This window comes from Pedobacter sp. HDW13, assembly GCF_011303555.1.
GTDB lineage: Bacteria > Bacteroidota > Bacteroidia > Sphingobacteriales > Sphingobacteriaceae > Pedobacter.
This window is the reverse complement of the sequence record NZ_CP049868.1, coordinates 2,882,410-2,902,141: the sequence shown is the minus strand read 5'-3', so window position 1 is coordinate 2,902,141 and position 19,732 is coordinate 2,882,410. Positions and strand designations below refer to the sequence as shown.

Annotated in this window: 14 protein-coding genes and 1 tRNA gene; 1 reads left to right on the top strand and 14 read right to left on the bottom strand. The window is 38.9% G+C overall.

What is annotated here, in order from left to right; translation table 11 throughout:
• Positions 1-8 precede the first annotated feature (8 nt).
• The 11 genes from G7074_RS12430 to G7074_RS12380 form a co-directional block, all read right to left on the bottom strand.
• Positions 9-3,236 carry a SusC/RagA family TonB-linked outer membrane protein gene (locus G7074_RS12430; protein ID WP_166208629.1) on the bottom strand — a complete coding sequence of 1,076 codons (3,228 nt, stop codon included), beginning with the start codon at positions 3,234-3,236 and terminating at the stop codon, positions 9-11.
• A gap of 101 nt (positions 3,237-3,337) precedes the next feature.
• Entirely contained in the window at positions 3,338-4,501 is a 1,164-nt protein-coding gene (locus G7074_RS12425; protein WP_124562214.1) for a TIGR03364 family FAD-dependent oxidoreductase, read from the bottom strand.
• Positions 4,502-4,564: 63 nt separating this feature from the next.
• On the bottom strand, positions 4,565-5,944 hold the full coding sequence (locus G7074_RS12420) for a DUF5690 family protein (RefSeq protein ID WP_124562215.1): 1,380 nt from the start codon (positions 5,942-5,944) through the stop codon (positions 4,565-4,567).
• Between the two features lie 158 nt (positions 5,945-6,102).
• The gene (locus G7074_RS12415; protein WP_124562216.1) at positions 6,103-6,993 is read right to left on the bottom strand and encodes an alkaline phosphatase; all 891 of its coding nucleotides are present in this window, start codon (positions 6,991-6,993) and stop codon (positions 6,103-6,105) included.
• Between the two features lie 82 nt (positions 6,994-7,075).
• Positions 7,076-7,645, bottom strand: a complete 570-nt coding sequence (locus G7074_RS12410) for a helix-turn-helix domain-containing protein (RefSeq protein ID WP_124562217.1) — start codon at positions 7,643-7,645, stop codon at positions 7,076-7,078.
• Positions 7,646-7,948: 303 nt separating this feature from the next.
• The gene (locus G7074_RS12405) at positions 7,949-8,107 is read right to left on the bottom strand and encodes a hypothetical protein (RefSeq protein ID WP_158674122.1); all 159 of its coding nucleotides are present in this window, start codon (positions 8,105-8,107) and stop codon (positions 7,949-7,951) included.
• Positions 8,108-8,344: 237 nt separating this feature from the next.
• Positions 8,345-9,403 (bottom strand): serine hydrolase, encoded by a 1,059-nt coding sequence (locus G7074_RS12400; protein WP_166208626.1) that lies wholly within the window; start codon positions 9,401-9,403, stop codon positions 8,345-8,347.
• 168 nt (positions 9,404-9,571) lie between these two features.
• Entirely contained in the window at positions 9,572-11,038 is a 1,467-nt protein-coding gene (locus tag G7074_RS12395; RefSeq protein ID WP_124562219.1) for a serine hydrolase, read from the bottom strand.
• A 167-nt stretch (positions 11,039-11,205) separates the two neighbouring features.
• Positions 11,206-12,675: a serine hydrolase gene (locus G7074_RS12390; protein WP_166212416.1), complete on the bottom strand. Its 1,470-nt coding sequence runs from the start codon at positions 12,673-12,675 to the stop codon at positions 11,206-11,208.
• Positions 12,676-12,825: 150 nt separating this feature from the next.
• Positions 12,826-13,671, bottom strand: a complete 846-nt coding sequence (locus tag G7074_RS12385) for an AraC family transcriptional regulator (RefSeq protein ID WP_240916527.1) — start codon at positions 13,669-13,671, stop codon at positions 12,826-12,828.
• A 536-nt stretch (positions 13,672-14,207) separates the two neighbouring features.
• Positions 14,208-14,281 (bottom strand) — tRNA-Asn (locus G7074_RS12380).
• Positions 14,282-14,425: 144 nt separating this feature from the next.
• Here G7074_RS12380 and G7074_RS12375 point away from each other — a divergent pair.
• Positions 14,426-15,346, top strand: coding sequence for a PfkB family carbohydrate kinase (locus G7074_RS12375; protein WP_124562594.1), 921 nt, complete (start codon positions 14,426-14,428; stop codon positions 15,344-15,346).
• A 312-nt stretch (positions 15,347-15,658) separates the two neighbouring features.
• Here G7074_RS12375 and G7074_RS12370 read toward each other — a convergent pair whose 3' ends face one another.
• From G7074_RS12370 to G7074_RS12360, 3 genes are read right to left on the bottom strand one after another with little or no spacing between them, the layout of a single operon-like run.
• Positions 15,659-17,254 carry an MFS transporter gene (locus G7074_RS12370; RefSeq protein WP_124562593.1) on the bottom strand — a complete coding sequence of 532 codons (1,596 nt, stop codon included), beginning with the start codon at positions 17,252-17,254 and terminating at the stop codon, positions 15,659-15,661.
• The gene (locus G7074_RS12365) at positions 17,247-18,314 is read right to left on the bottom strand and encodes an HlyD family secretion protein (RefSeq protein WP_124562592.1); all 1,068 of its coding nucleotides are present in this window, start codon (positions 18,312-18,314) and stop codon (positions 17,247-17,249) included. The genes G7074_RS12370 and G7074_RS12365 overlap by 8 nt, the downstream gene beginning before the upstream one ends.
• Position 18,315: 1 nt before the next feature.
• Positions 18,316-19,653, bottom strand: a complete 1,338-nt coding sequence (locus tag G7074_RS12360; RefSeq protein ID WP_124562591.1) for a TolC family protein — start codon at positions 19,651-19,653, stop codon at positions 18,316-18,318.
• Positions 19,654-19,732: the final 79 nt, after the last annotated feature.

Sequence of the window (19,732 nt, the reverse complement as noted above, 5' to 3'; positions counted from 1 at the left end):
TTTAATGACTAGAAAGTAACATTCAGGTTAAAACCAACACTACGTGTAGTTGGTGTTTGCAGTGTAGAAGTGCCTTCTCTGCCCGAATACTGATCTACATCCACATCATTATAGGTAGAATTAATAAAATAAAGCAGGTTACGCCCTACTACCGATATATTGGCCGAGCGGATAAAAGTATTGGCCAATAACTTTTTAGGCAGCTGATAACCGAAGGTTACCTCACGCAATTTGGCATAAGTACGGCTCATCATGGTATTTTCCTTAGCGCCATAAAAAACACCCAGGTAATCCTGCAGCAATTGAGGGGTAGCATTCGGTGCAAAAGTAAGCTGATTGTAATTGGTAATTACACCTGTAACCGGATCGAAATTAATTTTGGCTCCGTTGGCTACAACCACACCATCACCTACCCAGGTACCTTTATAATTCGGATCGTTTACCCGTACATAATCCTGATATCTGGCTTCGCCCATTTTACCCTGAATGGTTTCGATCTGGCGACCACCCTGAAAAGATTTCAACCGCACATAATCCTGCATTACGCCTCCTACTTTTCCATCTAACTGAAAGCTGAAAGAGAAATTCTGATACCTGAATTTATTGCTGATGCTCCACACCCAGTTTGGATCGGCATGGCCCAGCAACTGGTTAACCGGTAAAGAAATAGGGGTACCACTCGACGTGTGGATTACCTGCCCGCTTGGAGATTTAGCCAGCACCGAACCATAAATATTATCGATACGGTCGCCTGCTTTGAAGAACTGATCAACCGAAGTTTCGCCAGGGGCAAGTTCTTTATAAATCTGTTTATAGGTAGACCAGTTTACCAACACATCCCATCCAAATTTATCGGTAAGCACCGGTGAGCCAGATAAACTTAACTCCACCCCACTGTTTTGTGTTTTACGGCCATTAATGGTATTGGTTTGGTAACCTGTAGCAGGCGAAATGTTTTGCCTGATGATTTTTGGCCCGTCGATATAACGGAAATAAGTGGCTTCAAAACCTAACCTATTCTTTAAAAACTTAAGGTCGATACCACCTTCGTAATTGGTACGGCTTTGCGCTTTTACTGCATTTAAATCGATCAGGTTATCGGTATAAAAAGCACCGGTTTGGTTGTTAAAAGTTGGTCTAACGCTATATGGAGAAGACATGCCATAACCCGGACCGCCATATGACGAGGTGTATTCGGCACCATAACCCAAAGGATATGTTTGCAATGGTGTTGCACCAATATATTCTAAAGTACCTAAACCCGGATCTTTAACGTTAGCATACGATGCCCTTACTTTTGCAAAAGAAATAAAAGCAGGCATTTTCACATAATCAGATACCACCGAACTTAAAGAAACTGAAGGGTAGAATGCCGAATTATTGCCCATTGGCAAAGCAGAGTTTTTATCGATACGGCCCGTGGTGTTAATATTCAGGTACTTTTTAAAGCTGATATCCACTGAATAAAAAGCACTTAATACGAGCATTTTCGAATTAAAGTTAAATGCCTTTACCGGGTTTTTAGAGTTAGAGAAATTGTAAACGTTAGGTACGTTCAGATAATCGGTTGTAGTAAAGCTAGAGTTGTAACTGAAGTTACGCGCATTACTACCACCAAAGGCACTGATTTCGAACAGATCCCCAACGTTTTTATTGTATTTTAAAAGTAGCTGGGTATTATTCTCGAACATGCTTCTACGGTCTTCGCGGTAATCGCCCAAACCTTCTTCGCGACCATAAGGGTGTGCCGAAAATGGCATTTTCTCTGTTCTCAGCTGGTCGTAAGTAGAAATCTGTGTTTTTAACATCACATCCAAACCTTTAACCAGGTTATAGTTTAATGATGCATAACCGTTAATATCGTTCTTTTTATGGCCACGCAACCACTCGTACGACATGAAATAAGGGTTATGGTAACGCTGGTACTCGGCATAAATAGATTGGATACCTTCTTTACCGGTTTGCCAGTAATTTTTCATATCATCGATATTCCAGTCGGCACCACCCCAAAGTGTCATATTATAAATTACACTGTTCGGGCCGTAGTTTACATCTGGAATATTATCAGAAAACTGGCGACTGTAATTGATATAAGCTTCGGCCTTTAGTTTAGGGCTGATGTTATAGGTACCGCTCACATTAAAGTTATTAATGTTGAGCTGGGTATTCGGGATAATGCCTTTTTGGTAGTTATTGGAAACCGATACCCTTAAATTGTATTTATCGGTAGCCGAAGATAGCGCAATGTTATTGGCCGAAAGCAGTCCGGTTTGGATAAAACGCTTTAAGTTGTCTTTTCCGCGGGCCACCCATGGCGTACCCTGGCGCACACCGTTTACAATTGGGCTATCGTACTGCGGAATAAGCTGACCTTCAAATTTTGGTCCCCAGATATCGTAATCGCCATCGTTTAAGCCACCGCCTTTTCCATCGCCAAAAGCATAGGCACTATGCTCGCCCGGGCCGTACTCATCCTGGCTTTTAGGTAAAGCGATAAAACCCTTGTTGAACTGTGTGCTCGAATTTAATTCTACCACAAAGCCTTTATCGTTCAGTTTTCCTTTTTTAGTGGTAATTAATAAAGCACCATTATAGGCCTGATAACCATAAAGCGCCGCAGCTGCAGGGCCTTTTAGTATGGTATAGGTATCAATATCATCGGGGTTGATATTCCAGGTATCCGAATTAATTGGCACCCCATCTACCACCACCAGGTTTACGTTGTTACCTCGCAGGTATAGCGACGAACGTCCCAAAAGTTCGGAAGATACACCAACAGTTAAACCGGCAACCTTACCCACCAAACCGTTTACCGGATTGGCTTCCCTGGCCTTTACCAAATCGGCGCCTTTTACTTCCTGAATGGCGTAACCCAGGTTACGTTTTTCTTTACGGATACCAAGAGCGGTAACCACCACTTCATTTAAGTTTTTCGAGTCTGTTTTTAAGGCTACGGTAAGATTGGTTCCGCTAACCTCAACTTCTTGCTGAAGAAAGCCAACAGCGCTAAACACTAAAGTTTCGCCGCTTTTGGCATCAATGGTAAAGCGACCTGAAAGATCGGTAGAAGTGGCTTTTTTGCTGCCCTTTACCAGCACACTTACACCGGGAATAGGTTGTTGTGCATCGTCTTTAACCAGACCTGCTATTTTTGTTTGCGCCCATGTAAAATAAGGCGTGATGCATAGCAGTAGCAAAGCTACCATGCACATCTTCATCTTGTAGAGATGTTTCATCTATAAAATTTTTAAGGTTTACAGATGCAATATTAAGACGTGCATGTTAGCCTAATACCAACTTTTAGTTAACAAAATACCACTATTTTGTTTAGTATTTGTTAACTAAATATATTCTTAATGCTTTCGGCTGCATAACCCGCGCTCGCGGTCATACCTTTGCCACCAATAGCAGTGCGGATATGGATACAATCATCCAAATCGTAGGTTACAATATGTTTAGTTGCGTGTTGCGGATAAAAGCCAGCCCAGGTAGTTTGCAGCTTACGCACATCAAAATCAACAATGCGCGCTGCTTCTTCGAGCATTAATTCGTTAATGTGATGACTGAGATCAAAACCCAGGTCATCAAAATGGTTTACATCTGCATAAACGTGCGAATCGCCGATAATAATGCTGCTATCTGCCGCCTGTTTAAACAAGATATGGATACCCCATTTTTTAAGTTCTTCGTAATGTTCTGGTGTTTTAATAGATTGGAAAGAAGGGCAGTAATGCTCAAAACTTTCATACCTGCGGGTAGTTAAGCCCGTTAAAATATTTCCCGACAGCTGTACATCAGCCATAGGCACCGTGCGCATCATCTGCAGTTTACTTACCACAATACCACTTTCGCTAAACAACTCAGGATAAAGCAGCTTAAACTCGTAACCATTACAGATTACGGCTTTGTCGCCTGTAAAAAGTACGCTGTTGTTTTTTAAGCCCACCTCTACCCCGCTGCCCTTGCGTTGGCACGCAGTTACAGGGCTGTTGTACTGTAGCTGATAATTCTTAAACTTAGTTTGCATGTACTGCTGCAAGCGGTAAATCATCAGTTCGGGTTCCACGCTAATTTCCTGGGGGAAAAATATGGCTTCTTTTGCATATGAAGATTTAATGGCCGGATATTTATTTAAGATGGCAGCCTGCCCAAGCAACTCTGTTTCGTAACCTAAAGTGTCGTAATGTGCTTTTAATTCGTGTATTAAGGTTTGCTCATCAGCATCGGATGCAATATAAACACTGCCGTTATTACGAACTGAAATATCAAATTCCTGCTGGATAGATTTGTAGATTTCCAATCCGGCCACACCATACTCAAACCACTCGGCCTCCATACCTGATGGTACCACCTGACCAAAGTTGCGCACGGTAGCACCTACCGGATAATTATCTTTTTCTAACTGCAATACTGTTTTACCCATAAGCAGTGCATGGTAAGCATGGAAAGTACCCAATATGCCACCACCAACTACAATAAGATCGAAATGTTTATCTGTCATTGAATTATTATTCAGGTGCCTCGCTGGTTTTAATTTCCAATGGGCACAAATTTAAATTAATCGTTATTCTGAAACGCCACTCCATGCCTGTTTAGCTGGCAGGTGTTGCTGTTTTTTATTCGTCATCAAGGTTTTTCGCCTGAAATAAATTAGCGAAAGCACACTACACACACCGCCAATAAGCGGCACGGCAATTAAGCACTGCTTAAAGAAATGCATCCAGCTTACATTGGTTTCGCCAAATTCATGCAGCATTAACACCGAAAAACTACCTACATAGCCAATAGAATCGGCCACGTACATAATAAAACCAATGTTGCTCTTATAATGGAAATTGGCAATCATCCGCTCAAAGAAAATGGCATTATAAGGGATATAAGCCATATAAAGTCCCATACCCAATAAAGCCATCCAGCTTACAGGCCCAACATATCCCTTATCAAAAAGAAAGGTACTAAAGCCAATTAGCAAACAGCCTGCTATAATCATTACATGGATAACAGTAAAAGCTTTAAGGTTATCTTTAATCAGAATCAGCAGTCCAATCATAACCAATACCACTACCGAAATCAGGGTATCGATTTGAGTATAAATATGATTATCATGAATACCCAAACCATTCCATATCTCTACCTCAAAATTATCGCGCATATCGCGGATACAGGTAAGCAGCACATAAATAATAATGGTGAGTACGATGCCCGGCAAAAAAGCAGTTATAAATTTAGCACGCTGTTTTGCATTCATAGGCACCCGTTCGGTACGCAATAGCTTATCTTCTTTTGATGGTGGCGGCATTACTTCTAAACAAAAAACAAAGAAGAAGAGCGGCAACAGAAAAACAAGTCCGGTAAGAAAAGGCATCCAGTTATCGCTCACACCTGCAACCGACATTAAGGTACGCGCCACCGTTTTAACAAAGCCAGAAGCAAATATTAAACTGATAGACATTAATGCGCCCATAAACTCGGTGGTTTTACGGCCTTCTAAATAGCTAAATACCAAACCCCAGATCATACCCAACGGAAAACCATTAAGCAAAAGGAAAGCGATATTGTAAGGAGCAGGTACACATGCAAAGCCCAGTAAGGCCAGCCACGAAAAAACTATAAGCAGGATAATACTTCGCGCCCGGTTATTTTTACCCGATTCGGAAATAAAGCGTATGCCATAAAACTTGCTGAGCGTGTACCCCACCATTTGCGCAACCACCAGCCATACTTTATAATCGACATGCAGAAATTCCTGATGCTCAAAAGTGGCAGAAGCAAAGGCTTTTCTGAAAGCATACATACTGGTATAGCAACCAAAGGCAGCAATACCACCAAGCACAGTAATTAACCAATAAGGCCAGTTAAGTGCTTTTTTGCGGGCAACATGCAGCAGACTCATTTTAACTGCCGAGTTTAGTAATTTGAGCCTGCTGAATTTTATTAACGGCATAATACCTGTTTTTAACGATTGTGCCTGCGTTGTTTAACGCTTTTAACCTGATAGCCATAAACTTTTGTATTTAACATCGCAATAGTAAACATAGTTTATTATTTGTAAACAAAAGTTAAGTTATCAAATTGTTAAGTTTATACCAGCCAAAGCAGGTACTATTTTGTAAATGCTTCCTGCACTGGTTTGCCCCGCCAACTTTGTGGCTGCTGCAGTCCCATTATCCAGGCTAAAGTAGCAGCTGTATCGTAAGTAATAATCACATCCTTAAGTTCGTGGTTTTTACGCACCCCCGGCCCCGCAATAACCCACGGGATCTGAATCTCATCTAACGATTTACCGCCGTGGCCTTTGCCTGTGCCGCCATGATCTGCCGTAACCAATATGATGGTTTCGTCTGCTATCCCGGCATCTTTAACGGCCTGTACAATTTTACCGATACGTTGGTCTACCAGTTCCAGTTGTTTATAATACTCAGGTGTACGGTGCCCAATAGCATGACCGGTATGGTCAGGCTCATCTAAATGCAAAAAGGTAAAATAAGGTTTTTCTTTCCTGATAATAGTCGCAGCAGTGTCGGTACAAAAATCGTCTTTATCGTTTCCATTAACTACAATATTAACAGCCTCTTTTTCGAAAAGATAGCCAATACCACCCCAACTGTAAACCACAGCTGTTTTAGCTTCTTTTTTCTGATCTCTGACTACGCTGAATATGGTTGGAAATATACCATAGGCTGTTTTGGTTGCTGAGGGGATTTCGGGCACTTTGCTGTCCCATTCGGTATAACCATGCTCGGTAGGTCCGGCTCCCATTAACAGCGAAGCCCAGTTTACGGCACTCGAAGAGGGCAACACGCAACGGGCCTTATCGGTCCACGAGCCGCTGCTCATTAATGCTTTAAGATTTGGCATTTTGGCTTCCTTCAGTGCATATGCACCAAAACCATCGCAACCAATTAAAACAACGTGTTTAACTTTTTTTGATTGTGCCACAACCGAAAGGGATGTGCACAGCAGCACTAATGCAGCCAATAAAATTTTCTTCATGTTCATTTGTTTATATTATTTGTGTTTATAAACATGAAGGTAAAAATTTGTTAAGTATTAATAAACATTGTTTATCGTTTTTTTACTCAAAAAAATAAATTACGAGCATTAATGCCTTCCCATCGCCAATATTAACAGGAGTATGTGAGAGTCTGCCATCGAAAAGCATCGAATCGCCTTTTTCGAGTACAATTTTCTTTTTAGAGAACTGGTACTCTACCTTGCCTTCAATCATGTACTTAAATTCAAAGGCTTCGGTTTTAACCATTGGGCGGTGCGCATTTACCTCCAGCTCGAGCAATACAAAATCGGCCGTAGAAAATTTAATGTTTTTGGTCAGGATACGTGAGTAGTTAAAACCCATGGCCTGCTCTTTTTCAAATTGCTGATACTGGTCTTTTCGCTTCACCAGAACGGGCGCATCTTTTTTATGGAAATTGATATCTTTAAAAAAGCTGTTCAAATCAATCTGCAGGCTTTTAATAATATCCATTAACACCATTAATGATGGTATGGTACGGCTATTCTCGATCTGCGAAATAAGTCCTTTGCTTACCGATGCCTTATCGGCAAGTTCCTGCACGGTAATGCCAAGTTCTTTACGACGTTCTTTAATTTTTCCGCTTATCTGTAAAAGAATTTCTTCCTGCATATATTAAATAAGATTGATGCTGCTAATGTATTATTTTATTCCTGTAATCTTATTCAAAAATCACAATCGTTACGTAAACGTTTTTTAAACATGAGTTTTGAGAGAGAATCACCGAGTTTTGAATGATTGAATGTATTTGGAATATCGCTAAAAACGCTTAATGTTCTTAATTACTTAATGATGATTTTTTTAACATTAAGAAGTAAGATAATTAAGGCAAATAAAAAATGATTGAATTTTGAATGATTGAACAGTTAACCATTCTTTCATCCAAAACTCAATCATTCAATCCTCCAGCCCCTATTAACGGTAATGGCCATGCACCCAATAGCGGCCGCCATGAGGACCGATTACGTAGTGCCCGCGCACCCATTCTCCTCTTGGCCCTCTGGTATGCACCACGCAGGCACTAAAATTCACAACCATAACCAATAAGAGCAACGCATTTACAATCTTTTTCATAACCTAAATTTTAAGTAAATAATAAATCAAGCTTTATGCTGTGTGTACAATTTGGACGGCTGCAAACGCAGAAAGTTTAATTGGATTTGAGTGCATGTAAATAAAAAAAGCCACAACTCTCGCTATGACTTTAACCCCCTTTACACAGGCGCTTACAAATAAACACACTACAAAAGAGAAATCAACTGAAAATTTTACGCTGTTCTTTTATACTTGTGGGCAAACTAAATGCTTTACCTATTTTAAAACAGTATTATAAATTTTATCCAGCAAATCCTGTCTCATTTTTGAGTTTCTTTGATCTAGTAGGATAATGACACCCCAGTTTTTAGCCCTATTGTAAAATATAATTGAAGATTGTCCCATAGAATCTCCAGATTTTAGGTAAACGGTATTTTGATCATCCACTATCATATTAAAACCAAATCCCATTTCTCTTTTGTCATCTTTATAGTAGATTTTTTCTGCAATGATGGATGCTTTACCTACTGCAGTTTCTTCATTCAAAACTGCTTTTAAATAGGTAACCATATCAACAGCGTTAGATTTTACCAATCCGGCAGGTGCGGTAACATTCCAGTTGAAGAATTCCTGAATGCCACCTTCTGGATTGTGAGCTGTCGTTATGTTTTTTACATTGAAATCTTTGGTCAATGTACTTGTCATTTTTAACGGTTGGAATATTTTCTCTCTAATAATTTGATCATAACTCTTGCCATATATTGTTTCTAATATTTGTCCAAGCAAAGTATAGCCAATTGTAGAATAACGAAATTTACCATAATCTTTTAGTTCTGTACAGTTATTGATGATAGTGGTCAATGTTTCTTCAGTTACATTACTTACAGGCTGTTGTGGATTTAACGCTATTAATTTCACAAAATCGATATCAGGCAAACCAGATTGATGAGAGCCCAGGTCTGAAATTTTGATCTTGTTTTTAAGATTTTGATGTAACACATAGCCCTTAGGAAGGAAGCCATCGATAAAATCATCGGTTTTTATTTTATGCTCCACAACTGCTTGTGCTATTAAATTTGAAGTTAAAATTTTAGTGATCGATGCAATTTCGAAGATCGAATGCTTATCGATTTTCGTTTGACTGGTCGCGTTCAAATTACCATAGGCGGTATAGTATGCTTCCTCATTTTGGATAAAGCCAACGCTAATACCAACGTTTGGATTTTTTTGATAATTATCCTTTATGATGGAATCAATCTTTTTAGAAATATCTTGTCCAAAAGAAAAGTTACTGATGAATAATAGAGTGGCTAAGAGTTTTAATGAAGTTTTCATGATATCGAATTTTATATTAAAAATTATTTCTATGCAAACATGAGGAAGAAACTGGCGCTATGCGACCGAATAAACGTAGTCGAACGCATTTGTTTAAAAAAACAAGTACGAGTAATTACAAACCACTGCACTACAACACCTTGCAATGTAGCGTTCGATGTGTTGATGTTATTTTTCTTTATTTATTATTAGGATTTGAATAGCTAACTGATCTCTTGTTAATACTACAGCATTTAGTTTTCCATTGCTGAAATCAAATTTTAATAGGTTGGGATAATCTACAATTTTAAATAATCCATTTTTTAGATATAGTAACTCATTCTCATTTTTTCCTTTAAGAAAATCCAAAAGAAGAGACTCAACATAAAGACGATTATTCTTTTCTACAATTTTGGTTTCCATTCCCTGTCCATATAAGAAATCGTTATAAGTTCCTATCAGTTGTTTTTTTAAACTCATAGGTATTTCCTGAATGTCTTCATTGATTTTTTTATTCCAGCCCATTAGTGTAAGTATCTTTATCCTGGTATTATTCATCACTGGAAAACGATTAGGTTTTTCGCCATTGGCCAGATATACAATACCGTTACCATCTGTCATAGACGCCAAAACATTGCCCCCAACTCCAGTATTGGAACCATTACAAGAAAACCAATCGTAGTTGTTGTAACCAAAAGATTTTTGCCATCCGTAACTCCATCCACCCACAGCATTTTTTAAAGCGCTTACTGCTGTTATTTTTTTGGCAATATCATGAGAGATCACCTTGTTGTTTTTATTGCGTAAAGCATTTTGTATTTCAATAGCAATTTTAGCTAAATCTGTTGGCGTAGACCATAAGCCAGATGGCCCAACTTGAGGCGTGATTGGCAAACCATTTCTGATTACTTTTCCTTCTTCATCATGAACAAGCGCCACGTTAGTTAGGAATCCCTTTTCATTTGGCTGTATCATTGTGGTGTTTTTTAAGCCAAGTGGCGAAAAAATATATCTTGCTGCAAGCTCGGCGATAGATTTATTCAAGGTATCCTCTAATGCCATTTGGATAATTACATATCCGCCACCACTGTATTGCCAATCGGTTCCTGGAGTGAATAAGAAATCAATTTCTTTATTGTATCTCGGTATCTGACCTAAAAGACTTTGTTTTAGCGTTGGAATGGTATCTCCTTCATAATAGTCTGCAAATCCCTCTTGAGTTGTGCCGGCTGTATGATTAAGAAATTGTCTCCAGGTTGGGCTGTTGTTCTCCGTAAACTTACTTTTTGGCAAATGCCAACGTTTTAAGGATTTATCTATTGGTTCATCTAAATTGATCAGTCCTTTCTCTTCAAGCACGTAGCAAAGCAATGCGGTAATTGGTTTTGAAATAGATGCTGTAGAGAAAGCAGTGTTTCCATCTATTTTTTCTTTTGAATCTGTTGATTTTACTCCAAATTGATTAGTATAAACGATTTTGTAGTTTTCAAAAACAACAACACTAAACCCTGGAAGCTTGTGTTTTACTAATTGTTGTTCAACATTTAAACTGTCTGTAAGAAAGCTAAGGTCTCTTTTTGTAGACAATACTCTTTTGTTTATTTGACAACTCGAAACTGTTAAGAGAAGGATGAGTAAATAAAGCGTACTTTTCATGGTATCGTTTTTAGGTTAAAAATTATGACGATACAAACATGAAAAAGAAGTTAACACTGTGCGACCGAATAGACGTAGTCGAACGCATTTGTTTGAAAAAACAAGTACGAGTAATCACAAACTACTGAATTACAACACCTTGCAATCTAGCGTTCGATGTGTTGATGTTATTTTTCTTTAATTATTATTGGGATTTGAATAGCTAACTGATCTCTTGTTAATACTACAGCATTTAGTTTTCCATTGCTGAAATCGAATTTTAACAGGTTGGGATAATCTACAATTTTAAATAATCCATTTTTCAGATACAGCAACTCATTTTCATTCTTCCCCTTAAAGATTTCCAAAAATGGAGATTCAACATAAAGACGGTTATTCTTTTCTACAATTTTGATATCCATTCCCTGCCCATAAAGGAAATCATCATAAGTTCCGATCAGTTGCTTTTTTAAACTCGAAGGTATTTCCTGAATGTTTTCATGAGGTACTTTTTTGTTCCAGTTCATCAACGTCAACAGCTTTATCCGCACTTGGTTGATCACAGGAATACGATTAGGTTTTTCGCCATTCGCAAGAATTACAAAGCCATTCCCATCTGTCATCGTAGCAAAAATACTACCACCAACTCCAGTATTAGAGCCACTACACATAAACCAATCGTAGTTGTTGTAACCAACAGACTTTTGCCATCCATAAGCCCAACCACCAACAGCATTTTTCAAAGCGCTTACTGCGGTTACTTTTTTAGCTATACGATGAGAAATTACTTTGTTGTTTTTATTGCGCAAGGCATTTTGTATCTCAATGGTAAGTTTAGCTAAATCTGTTGGGGTAGACCATACTCCAGATGCTCCAACTTGCGGTGTAATTGGCAGGCCTTTTTTAATCACTTTTCCATCTTTATCGTGAACTGAAGCAACATTAGTCAAAAATCCGGTTTGGTTAGGCTGTCTCATTGTGGTGTTTTTTAAACCAAGAGGCGAAAAAAGGTATTCTGCTGCAAGTTCTGCAATAGATTTATTCAAGGTATCTTCTAATGCCATTTGTACAATTACATAACCGCCGCCACTGTATTCAAAACTGCTTCCAGGTGTAAACAAGAATTCAATTTCCTTATTGTATCTTGGTATTTGCCCTAAAAGACTTTGTTTAATTGTTGGAATGGTATCTCCTTCATAATAGTCTGCAAATCCGCCTTGATTTGTACCAGAAGTATGGTTAAAGAATTGCCTCCAGGTTGGACTATTATGCTCCGTAAACTTACTTTTAGGCAAGTGCCAACGTTTTAAATATTGATCTATTGGATCATCTAAATTAATTAAGCCTTTCTCTTCAAGTATATGGCAAAGCAGTGCCGTTATTGGTTTTGTAATTGATGCTACAGAAAAGGCAGTGTTTTCGTCTATTTTCTCTTTAGCATTCATTGATTTCAATCCTACTTGGCTCAAATACACCATTTGATAATTTTCAAAAACAACAAGGCTGGCCCCCGGAAGCTTGTATTTTGCTAATTGTTGTTCAAGGTGTAAACTGTCGGTTAGAAAGCTATAGTCTCTTTTTTTCGATAAAACTTTATAGCTGGTTTGGCAACCCGAAACTATTAATAGAAGCGTTAGTAAATAGAGTGTCCTTTTCATGTATCGTTTTTAGGTTAAAAATTATGACGATACAAACATGAAAAAGAAGTTAACACTGTGCGACCGAATAGACGTAGTCGAACGCATTTGTTTCAAAAAATAAGTACAGGTAATTAAAAAGACAAGTACAAATAATTACAAAGCGCTATTTTACAAACCCTTACGATAAACAGTAGGGGTTTTGCCAGTGTGTTTTTTAAAAGCCGTATTAAAAGAAGATTTTGAATTAAAACCTACATCATATAGAATTTCGAGAATAGTTAGCTTACCTTTTGTCCCATCCCTTAAAATATCCATGGCAGTCTCTATCCGGTAAGCATTAACGAAATCGTAAAAATGTTGTTCCAGTTTATGGTTAATTAAAAGCGATAAGTCGCGAACAGGAACTCTAATATGCTTTGAGACCTCTTGAATGGTTAAAGCAGGATTAAGAAATGGTTTTTCTTCGGCCATATACTGCTTCAATTTCAATAACTCTTCATTGTATTCCTCTTCAGCTATGGCTAATTGCTGGTTATTTTTTTCTTCCAGAATAAGGTCCGAAACCAATTTTAATTTTGAGTCTATACTTCTGAATAAATCCGGATGATTTAATGCCTTGTATAAATACCAACAAATCATAAACAGGCTAAATACCGATATTCCAATCTTTATCCATTCAGAGATGTAGGGATAATCAGAAAATTTAAATGCATTTTTTAAAATGGCAGTTAAATATAAAATGGTGAGTACGCTTGTAAACTGAAATAGCCAATGATAAGAATTGATACTGTCGCCTGCATTATTTTCCAGATAGAGCTTTTTTGCTTTTCTTAATAGCATAAAAATAGCTGCTAAATAGATCACTATTTGAATAAGAATAAGAAGATGATTGAATTGCACTTCAACCATACTTTGGCGATTTACAATAAAATCAATTTTAGCGGCGGCATCTACAGCATAAAAACGAGGTAATAAAATTGCGTTTACAATGAAAAATGGAAGCAGATGAAGCAAATATTTAGGTTTAAACCTGAAATCAGCATAACAAACAGATAAAACGTACAGATAAAAAACTGGAATTTGTAAGAAAGCAAATGTAGTCCTGAACATTCCCAGATTCGAAGGACCATCAGTATATAAATTAAATAAAGGATGACTAAGATCTGTTGCATTTATCAATAGAAAAATAGCAAACAGCACATTGCTCGTCTTGTGTTTGGTTTTAACTGTAAGCAAAAAAAATGCTAGAAATAGTGAAATGAACAAGGAAATTACAGTTACAATAACCAGCAAATTAATTTTATCCATTCGTTATTCTTTTATGGCCCATTTATCTCAGGAAAGTTAGTTTTTTTGGTATTCGGGTAGGAGTAAATTTGCAGTTTTAGAATATGCGTTCTTTACCTCCAGTTTTTATGCGGCGAATTTAGTTAATTTTATGATGATTACCTATCGGGCTATTGCCAACATAACATTGATTAGAAGAGGTAAAATAGTTAAGCCTGGATGGGCTTAAAACAAAAAACCCACAACTTTCATTGTGGGTTTCGCTCCTTCTGCTGGGCTCGAACCAGCGACCCTCTGATTAACAGTCAGATGCTCTAACCGGCTGAGCTAAGAAGGAATCCGGCTATCCAAAAAAACAAGTTTCTTTAAGCTTTACAGCAAATATCTGCTTGTTCGTTTTGGGAATGCAATATTAGGGCTTTTAAATTATTTATGCAATATTTGCAGTGAAAAAAAATTAAAAAAAAACTAATACATAGATATGAGCCTGATAATCATAGGTACTGTAGCTTTTGATGCTATTGAAACTCCTTTCGGAAAAACAGATAAAATTGTAGGCGGAGCAGCAACATACGCCAGTTTAGCAGCATCTTACTTTTATAATAAAGCCAAAATTGTTGCAGTAGTGGGTGATGATTTCCATCAATCGGATATTGATACCTTTACCAAACATGGTATTGACACTGAAGGTTTACAAATAAAAGCAGGCGAAAAATCTTTTTTCTGGTCGGGCAAATACCATAACGATATGAATAGCCGCGATACATTAATTACCGAATTAAATGTATTGGAAAATTTCGACCCGATCATCCCGGAAAGCTATCAGGACTGCGAATACCTGATGCTGGGTAACCTTACCCCTCAGGTACAGCAAACCGTAATTAAACGCCTTAAAAACCGCCCGAAGTTAATTGTAATGGATACCATGAATTTCTGGATGGACATTATGATGGACGACTTACTGGAGACCATTAAATTGGTTGATGTTTTAACCATTAATGATGCCGAAGCCCGTCAGTTATCAGGCGAATACTCATTGGTTAAAGCAGCAGAGAAAATCCTTGCTATGGGTCCGAAATATTTAATCATTAAAAAAGGTGAGCATGGCGCTTTGTTGTTCCACGAAGATCAGATTTTCTCTGCTCCGGCATTGCCTTTGGCAGAAGTGTTCGATCCAACTGGTGCAGGTGATACTTTTGCAGGTGGTTTTATCGGTTATTTAGCTAAAGTGGGCACCATTAACTTTAACAACATGAAAAATGCCATTATTTATGGTTCAGCTTTAGCTTCATTCTGTGTAGAGAAATTCGGAACTGAAAGATTGTTAAATTTAACCGAAGAAGAAGTTGCAGCACGTATTCAGCAGTTTGTAAACCTGAGTGCATTTACAATAGAGCAATAAAAATTAAGTTGTCATCCTGAGGGTTAATTTATTGGATAAAAACAATATTAGTGACAGCCCCATCGGAGTCGTCATTTCGAGCGAAGTGCAGCGTAGTCGAGAAATCTGTCTTTATAGATTTCTCCGTTTCACTACCGGTGAAAAACCGGTTGGCTTCAGTCGAAATGACGATCCTTCTGTTGGGTCTGTCAATGGTAGCCTGTCGAAGGAATTAGAAAACCTGTTTCGACAGGCTCAACATGACATCAACCTCACAATCTCTTTGCAGCAGAAATCCTTACAGAATCTACAAACTGTTAATTACCAACTGCCCTAAAACCCTGCAGCCGCAGGTTGTTTATTACGCAAATTAATTACCGTGCGGCTAATTACAGGTTGCAAGGCAATCAGCAAAATCGTGAATAGGCAAAGAACCGCAACCCAATTATAATAGCTTACACAAAACTGCAAAAAGGTTTGTTTCTGCACGGCTTTATTCAACAGGCCGACGGCCACTTTCGATGCTTCATCTCTCAACATACCCCTGCTTGTCAAGGCAGACTGGTAGCTTTTTAACCGTTCGGGTAGATTAAAATCCAACACAGAAAGACTAGCCCTCAAATCATCGTTATGTTTCCCCTTAAAATACAACTGGAAAAAATTAATAAAAGCCAGACTTAAACTAAAAGTAGAGAAACGCACAAAAACACCTACTGAAGCTGCCGACTGGCTCATGCGATCGGGCACTGACGACATGATAAACATCACAATGGGTGACATCACCATTCCTGCTCCCAATCCTTGTAAAAACAAAGGCAGGTAAAAATTAGCGGTTCCTGCTTCGCTCGAAAACAACTGCCCCATCCATAAGAAAAACACAAACAGGCATACAAAACCACTTACCCATAAAATGCGCAGGTGCTTCTGCCTGATGAGGAAACGAATGGCAATAAACGACCCGACTACTACGCCGGTAATATTAAAGATCATGATCTCGTTGGCATGCAACGAATCCATCCCCAAAACACTGATAAAATAAGAAGAAGTTAAACCAAATGCCCCGCGGATTAGATACAGGATAACCAGAAAAACGATGCCAATGGCAAAATTCCTTGATTTAAATATAGCCAGATCAACCGCTGGCCTTTTTAAGGTCTGCTGCCTGGCAACCGAAACCGCAAATAACATTAAAATTGCCAATATGGCTGCAACAATGGTATTATCTTCCAGCCAATCGTACTGCTGCCCATATATCAATACATAAGCAATTAGCACCAGCATGGAGGCAAAAAGTACAAAACTGAGCCAATCTATTTTATACAAATGGCTTTTAGGCAACATGTGCACCCGGTTTAATACACTAAAAAGCAATGCAGCGCTGGGCAAAAAACAAAATATCATGGCCTTATACACTACATTATACTCGTAGTTTTCTACTATCGGCACCGAAAACAAAGCCGTAAGTGGCGAAACACAAAGAATCATCCCATAAAAAATGGTATAACCTGTTTCTTTGGCATGCTCTGATTTTAAGCGATTAAACAGCAGGTTGAGCGAAATACTGGTTAAACCACAGTTTACTATGCCTTGTAAAAAACGCAGGACGAAAATGAGGCCTATTTCGCGGGTATGGTAACAACAATAGGTAATCAGTATTTCTAAAACAATACAAATCAGGAGATAATCTTTGGTTACTACCCGCGCAAAAAAACGGCGTTCTACCACTGCAAAGCTGGCTACGGCTGAATAAAACATCAGTAAAGAAAACTGCACATCAGCAGCGGTAGCACCATAATAACCAGCGGCAGCAATTCCATCGGCGGTTGATAAGGCAAAGAGCAGTACCGACGATAGCAATACTGCAAAAATACTGCTAACAACCAACCACTCGGGTACCCTCGCTTTAAATAAGGGCATGGTATTAGTCATGACCCTGAGCCCTTTTAACTTTTACACTTGCGCTCATACCCGCACTTAACAAATCAATGCCTTTATCCTGTTTATTGATGCGGATGCGCACGGGTATGCGTTGTGCAATCTTAACAAAGTTTCCGGTAGAGTTATCGGGAGGCAGTAAAGAAAACCTTGATCCGGTAGCCCCTGATAGCGATTCGATTTCGCCCGCAAAAAATTGATCGGGAAAGGCATCTACTTCTATGTTTACCTGTTCGCCAACATACATTTTCGCAATCTGGGTTTCTTTAAAATTGGCCACCACCCATTTACCCGCACTTCGATCAACAATGTAAGCTATGATTTGTCCGGTTTGCACCAACTGGCCTTCCTGTATGGTTCGTCTACCCATTTTACCATCGTATGGCGCTACAATTACGGTGTATGAAGTATTAAGGTTATTTCTTTTCACCACGGCAGCTCTCCTTTTTATTTCTGATGACAGCACTTCACTTTGTGCTTTTATATCATTTGTTTTAGAAACTGCCGCCGCATAATCTTCCTTTGCAGCCAGGTACTCAGCCTGCGCTACCTGCAGTAAACTTTCAACCGTTTCTAGTTGCTGGCGTGTTGCCGATTCGGCATCGAACAGTTTTTTATAACGGTTGTATTCGGTTTGCTGTTTCCAGAGTTTGGCTTTAGCGGCAGCAATTTTAGCCTGCATTACCGCAGCATTACTTTGAGCCGTTTTAATATTGCTTTGCTGTACCGATACCTGTGCCTGTGCGTTCAGTAACGAAGCCGAAGCCTCATCCTGCTGCACAGTGTAATCATCATCATCAATCAGCACCAGGGTATCTCCTTTTTTTACTTCCTGGTTTTCTTCAAACTTTACGGCTTTAATGTAACCGCTAACCCTGGCAGTAACCGGGTTAATGTATTCATCAACCTGCGCATCGTTGGTTTCTTCATAGCGCATATAACCCAGCAGTGTTTTACCTCCCCAAACCAGCAATACTGCCAGTACAATCAGCGCTATGATGGTGGTTATCCTGCTAATTATTTTATCGGCCTTACTTTGTTTTTGTGTGTTCATGTTATAAATTTCCAATGGCTTTTTGTAATTGATAGTATTGTATTTTGGCATTTACCTTTGCGGTGGTTAGTTCAAAGCGCGATTGCAACAACTGGGTTTCGGCATCGAGCAAATCGGTTAGCAGCGATAGCTGATTGAAATAGGTATTCTGCACAATGCGGTAACTTTCCGTAGCTTGTTTAATATTTTCTTCGGCCACGTTAATGCGTTGTACCGATTCTTTATAGCGAATGTAATTCTCCTGCACTTCCTGGCGGATGTTATCTTTTACATCCTCGTCTTCCACTTCCTGCTGGTGCAGTTTAATCTGCGCTTCTTTAACTTTATGCTGATTGGTATACCACGATGAAATCGGGACTTTCAGCTTTAAGCCCACCATGCCGGTACTGTAAAGCGAAAGCGCATAAGGATAAAACTGGATCTGCGGATAAGCAAAAGCGTATTCGCCAAAGAAACCCAGCGATGGCATTACATTAGACCTGATATTTTTCAGCTTTAACTGCGCCAAAGCCTGCTCTTTTTCCGAAATCCGGATTTTGTAAGCCGAGGTTTTGGCATCGTTAAAATATTCGTCTACCTGTTTCAGGGCAATAGCATCTGTTTCGCTAGCTGCTATTTGTGGGTTTAAAGGAGCATCATCAGGTCGACCAATCAGGATATTGAGTTTCTGTTTCGCAATTTTAATGCTGTTTTCGATCTCGGTTAGCAACATACGTTGTTTAGATAAACGCAGCTCGGCCCGCAGCACATCACTTTTTAATACGGTACCGTTTTTATACAACTGGCTAATTTCTGCTAGTTGCTTTTCGCGATCCCTGATATCCTGTTCCAATAAAACGCGATAAGAAATATTGCGAAAAACATCGTAAAAATATACTGCGGCGATGTAATGGATTTCCTGTTTATTCTGGCTGCTTTGAATATGGCTGAGCTCACTTTCTACTTTCGATGCATTAATTTCGGTATTGGTTTTACCTCCATTATAAATATTAAAATACGCATCGGCGCTGGCTTTATAGTAAGTAGGCGCTACCGGAAACTGCGCCGGAGTATGGAACAGGCCGTTTTCGTAAATGGGCAGCGGAAAAACGTGGGCGTAAATCCCTTCGGCTGCTATTTCGGGTAAACGCTCGGCCTGGCTTACTTTAACATGGGCATCGGCTGCCTCGGCACTTAAATGCTTTACCTGTATTTTTTTACTGTTGCTATCGGCAAGCGCCCAAACCTGGGTAATGTTTAAATTATTTTGTGTGGCAGCTTCTTGCGCACGAACAAAAACAGGCAGCAAAAGAACGTATACACACCATCCAAACCGGCTTTTATATTTTGTAAAACTCATATCCGTTAATTAATGATGCAAATTTCGATACAGATTTGTTACTTTGTTTTATCTAAACCGACAGATATTTGTTTAAACC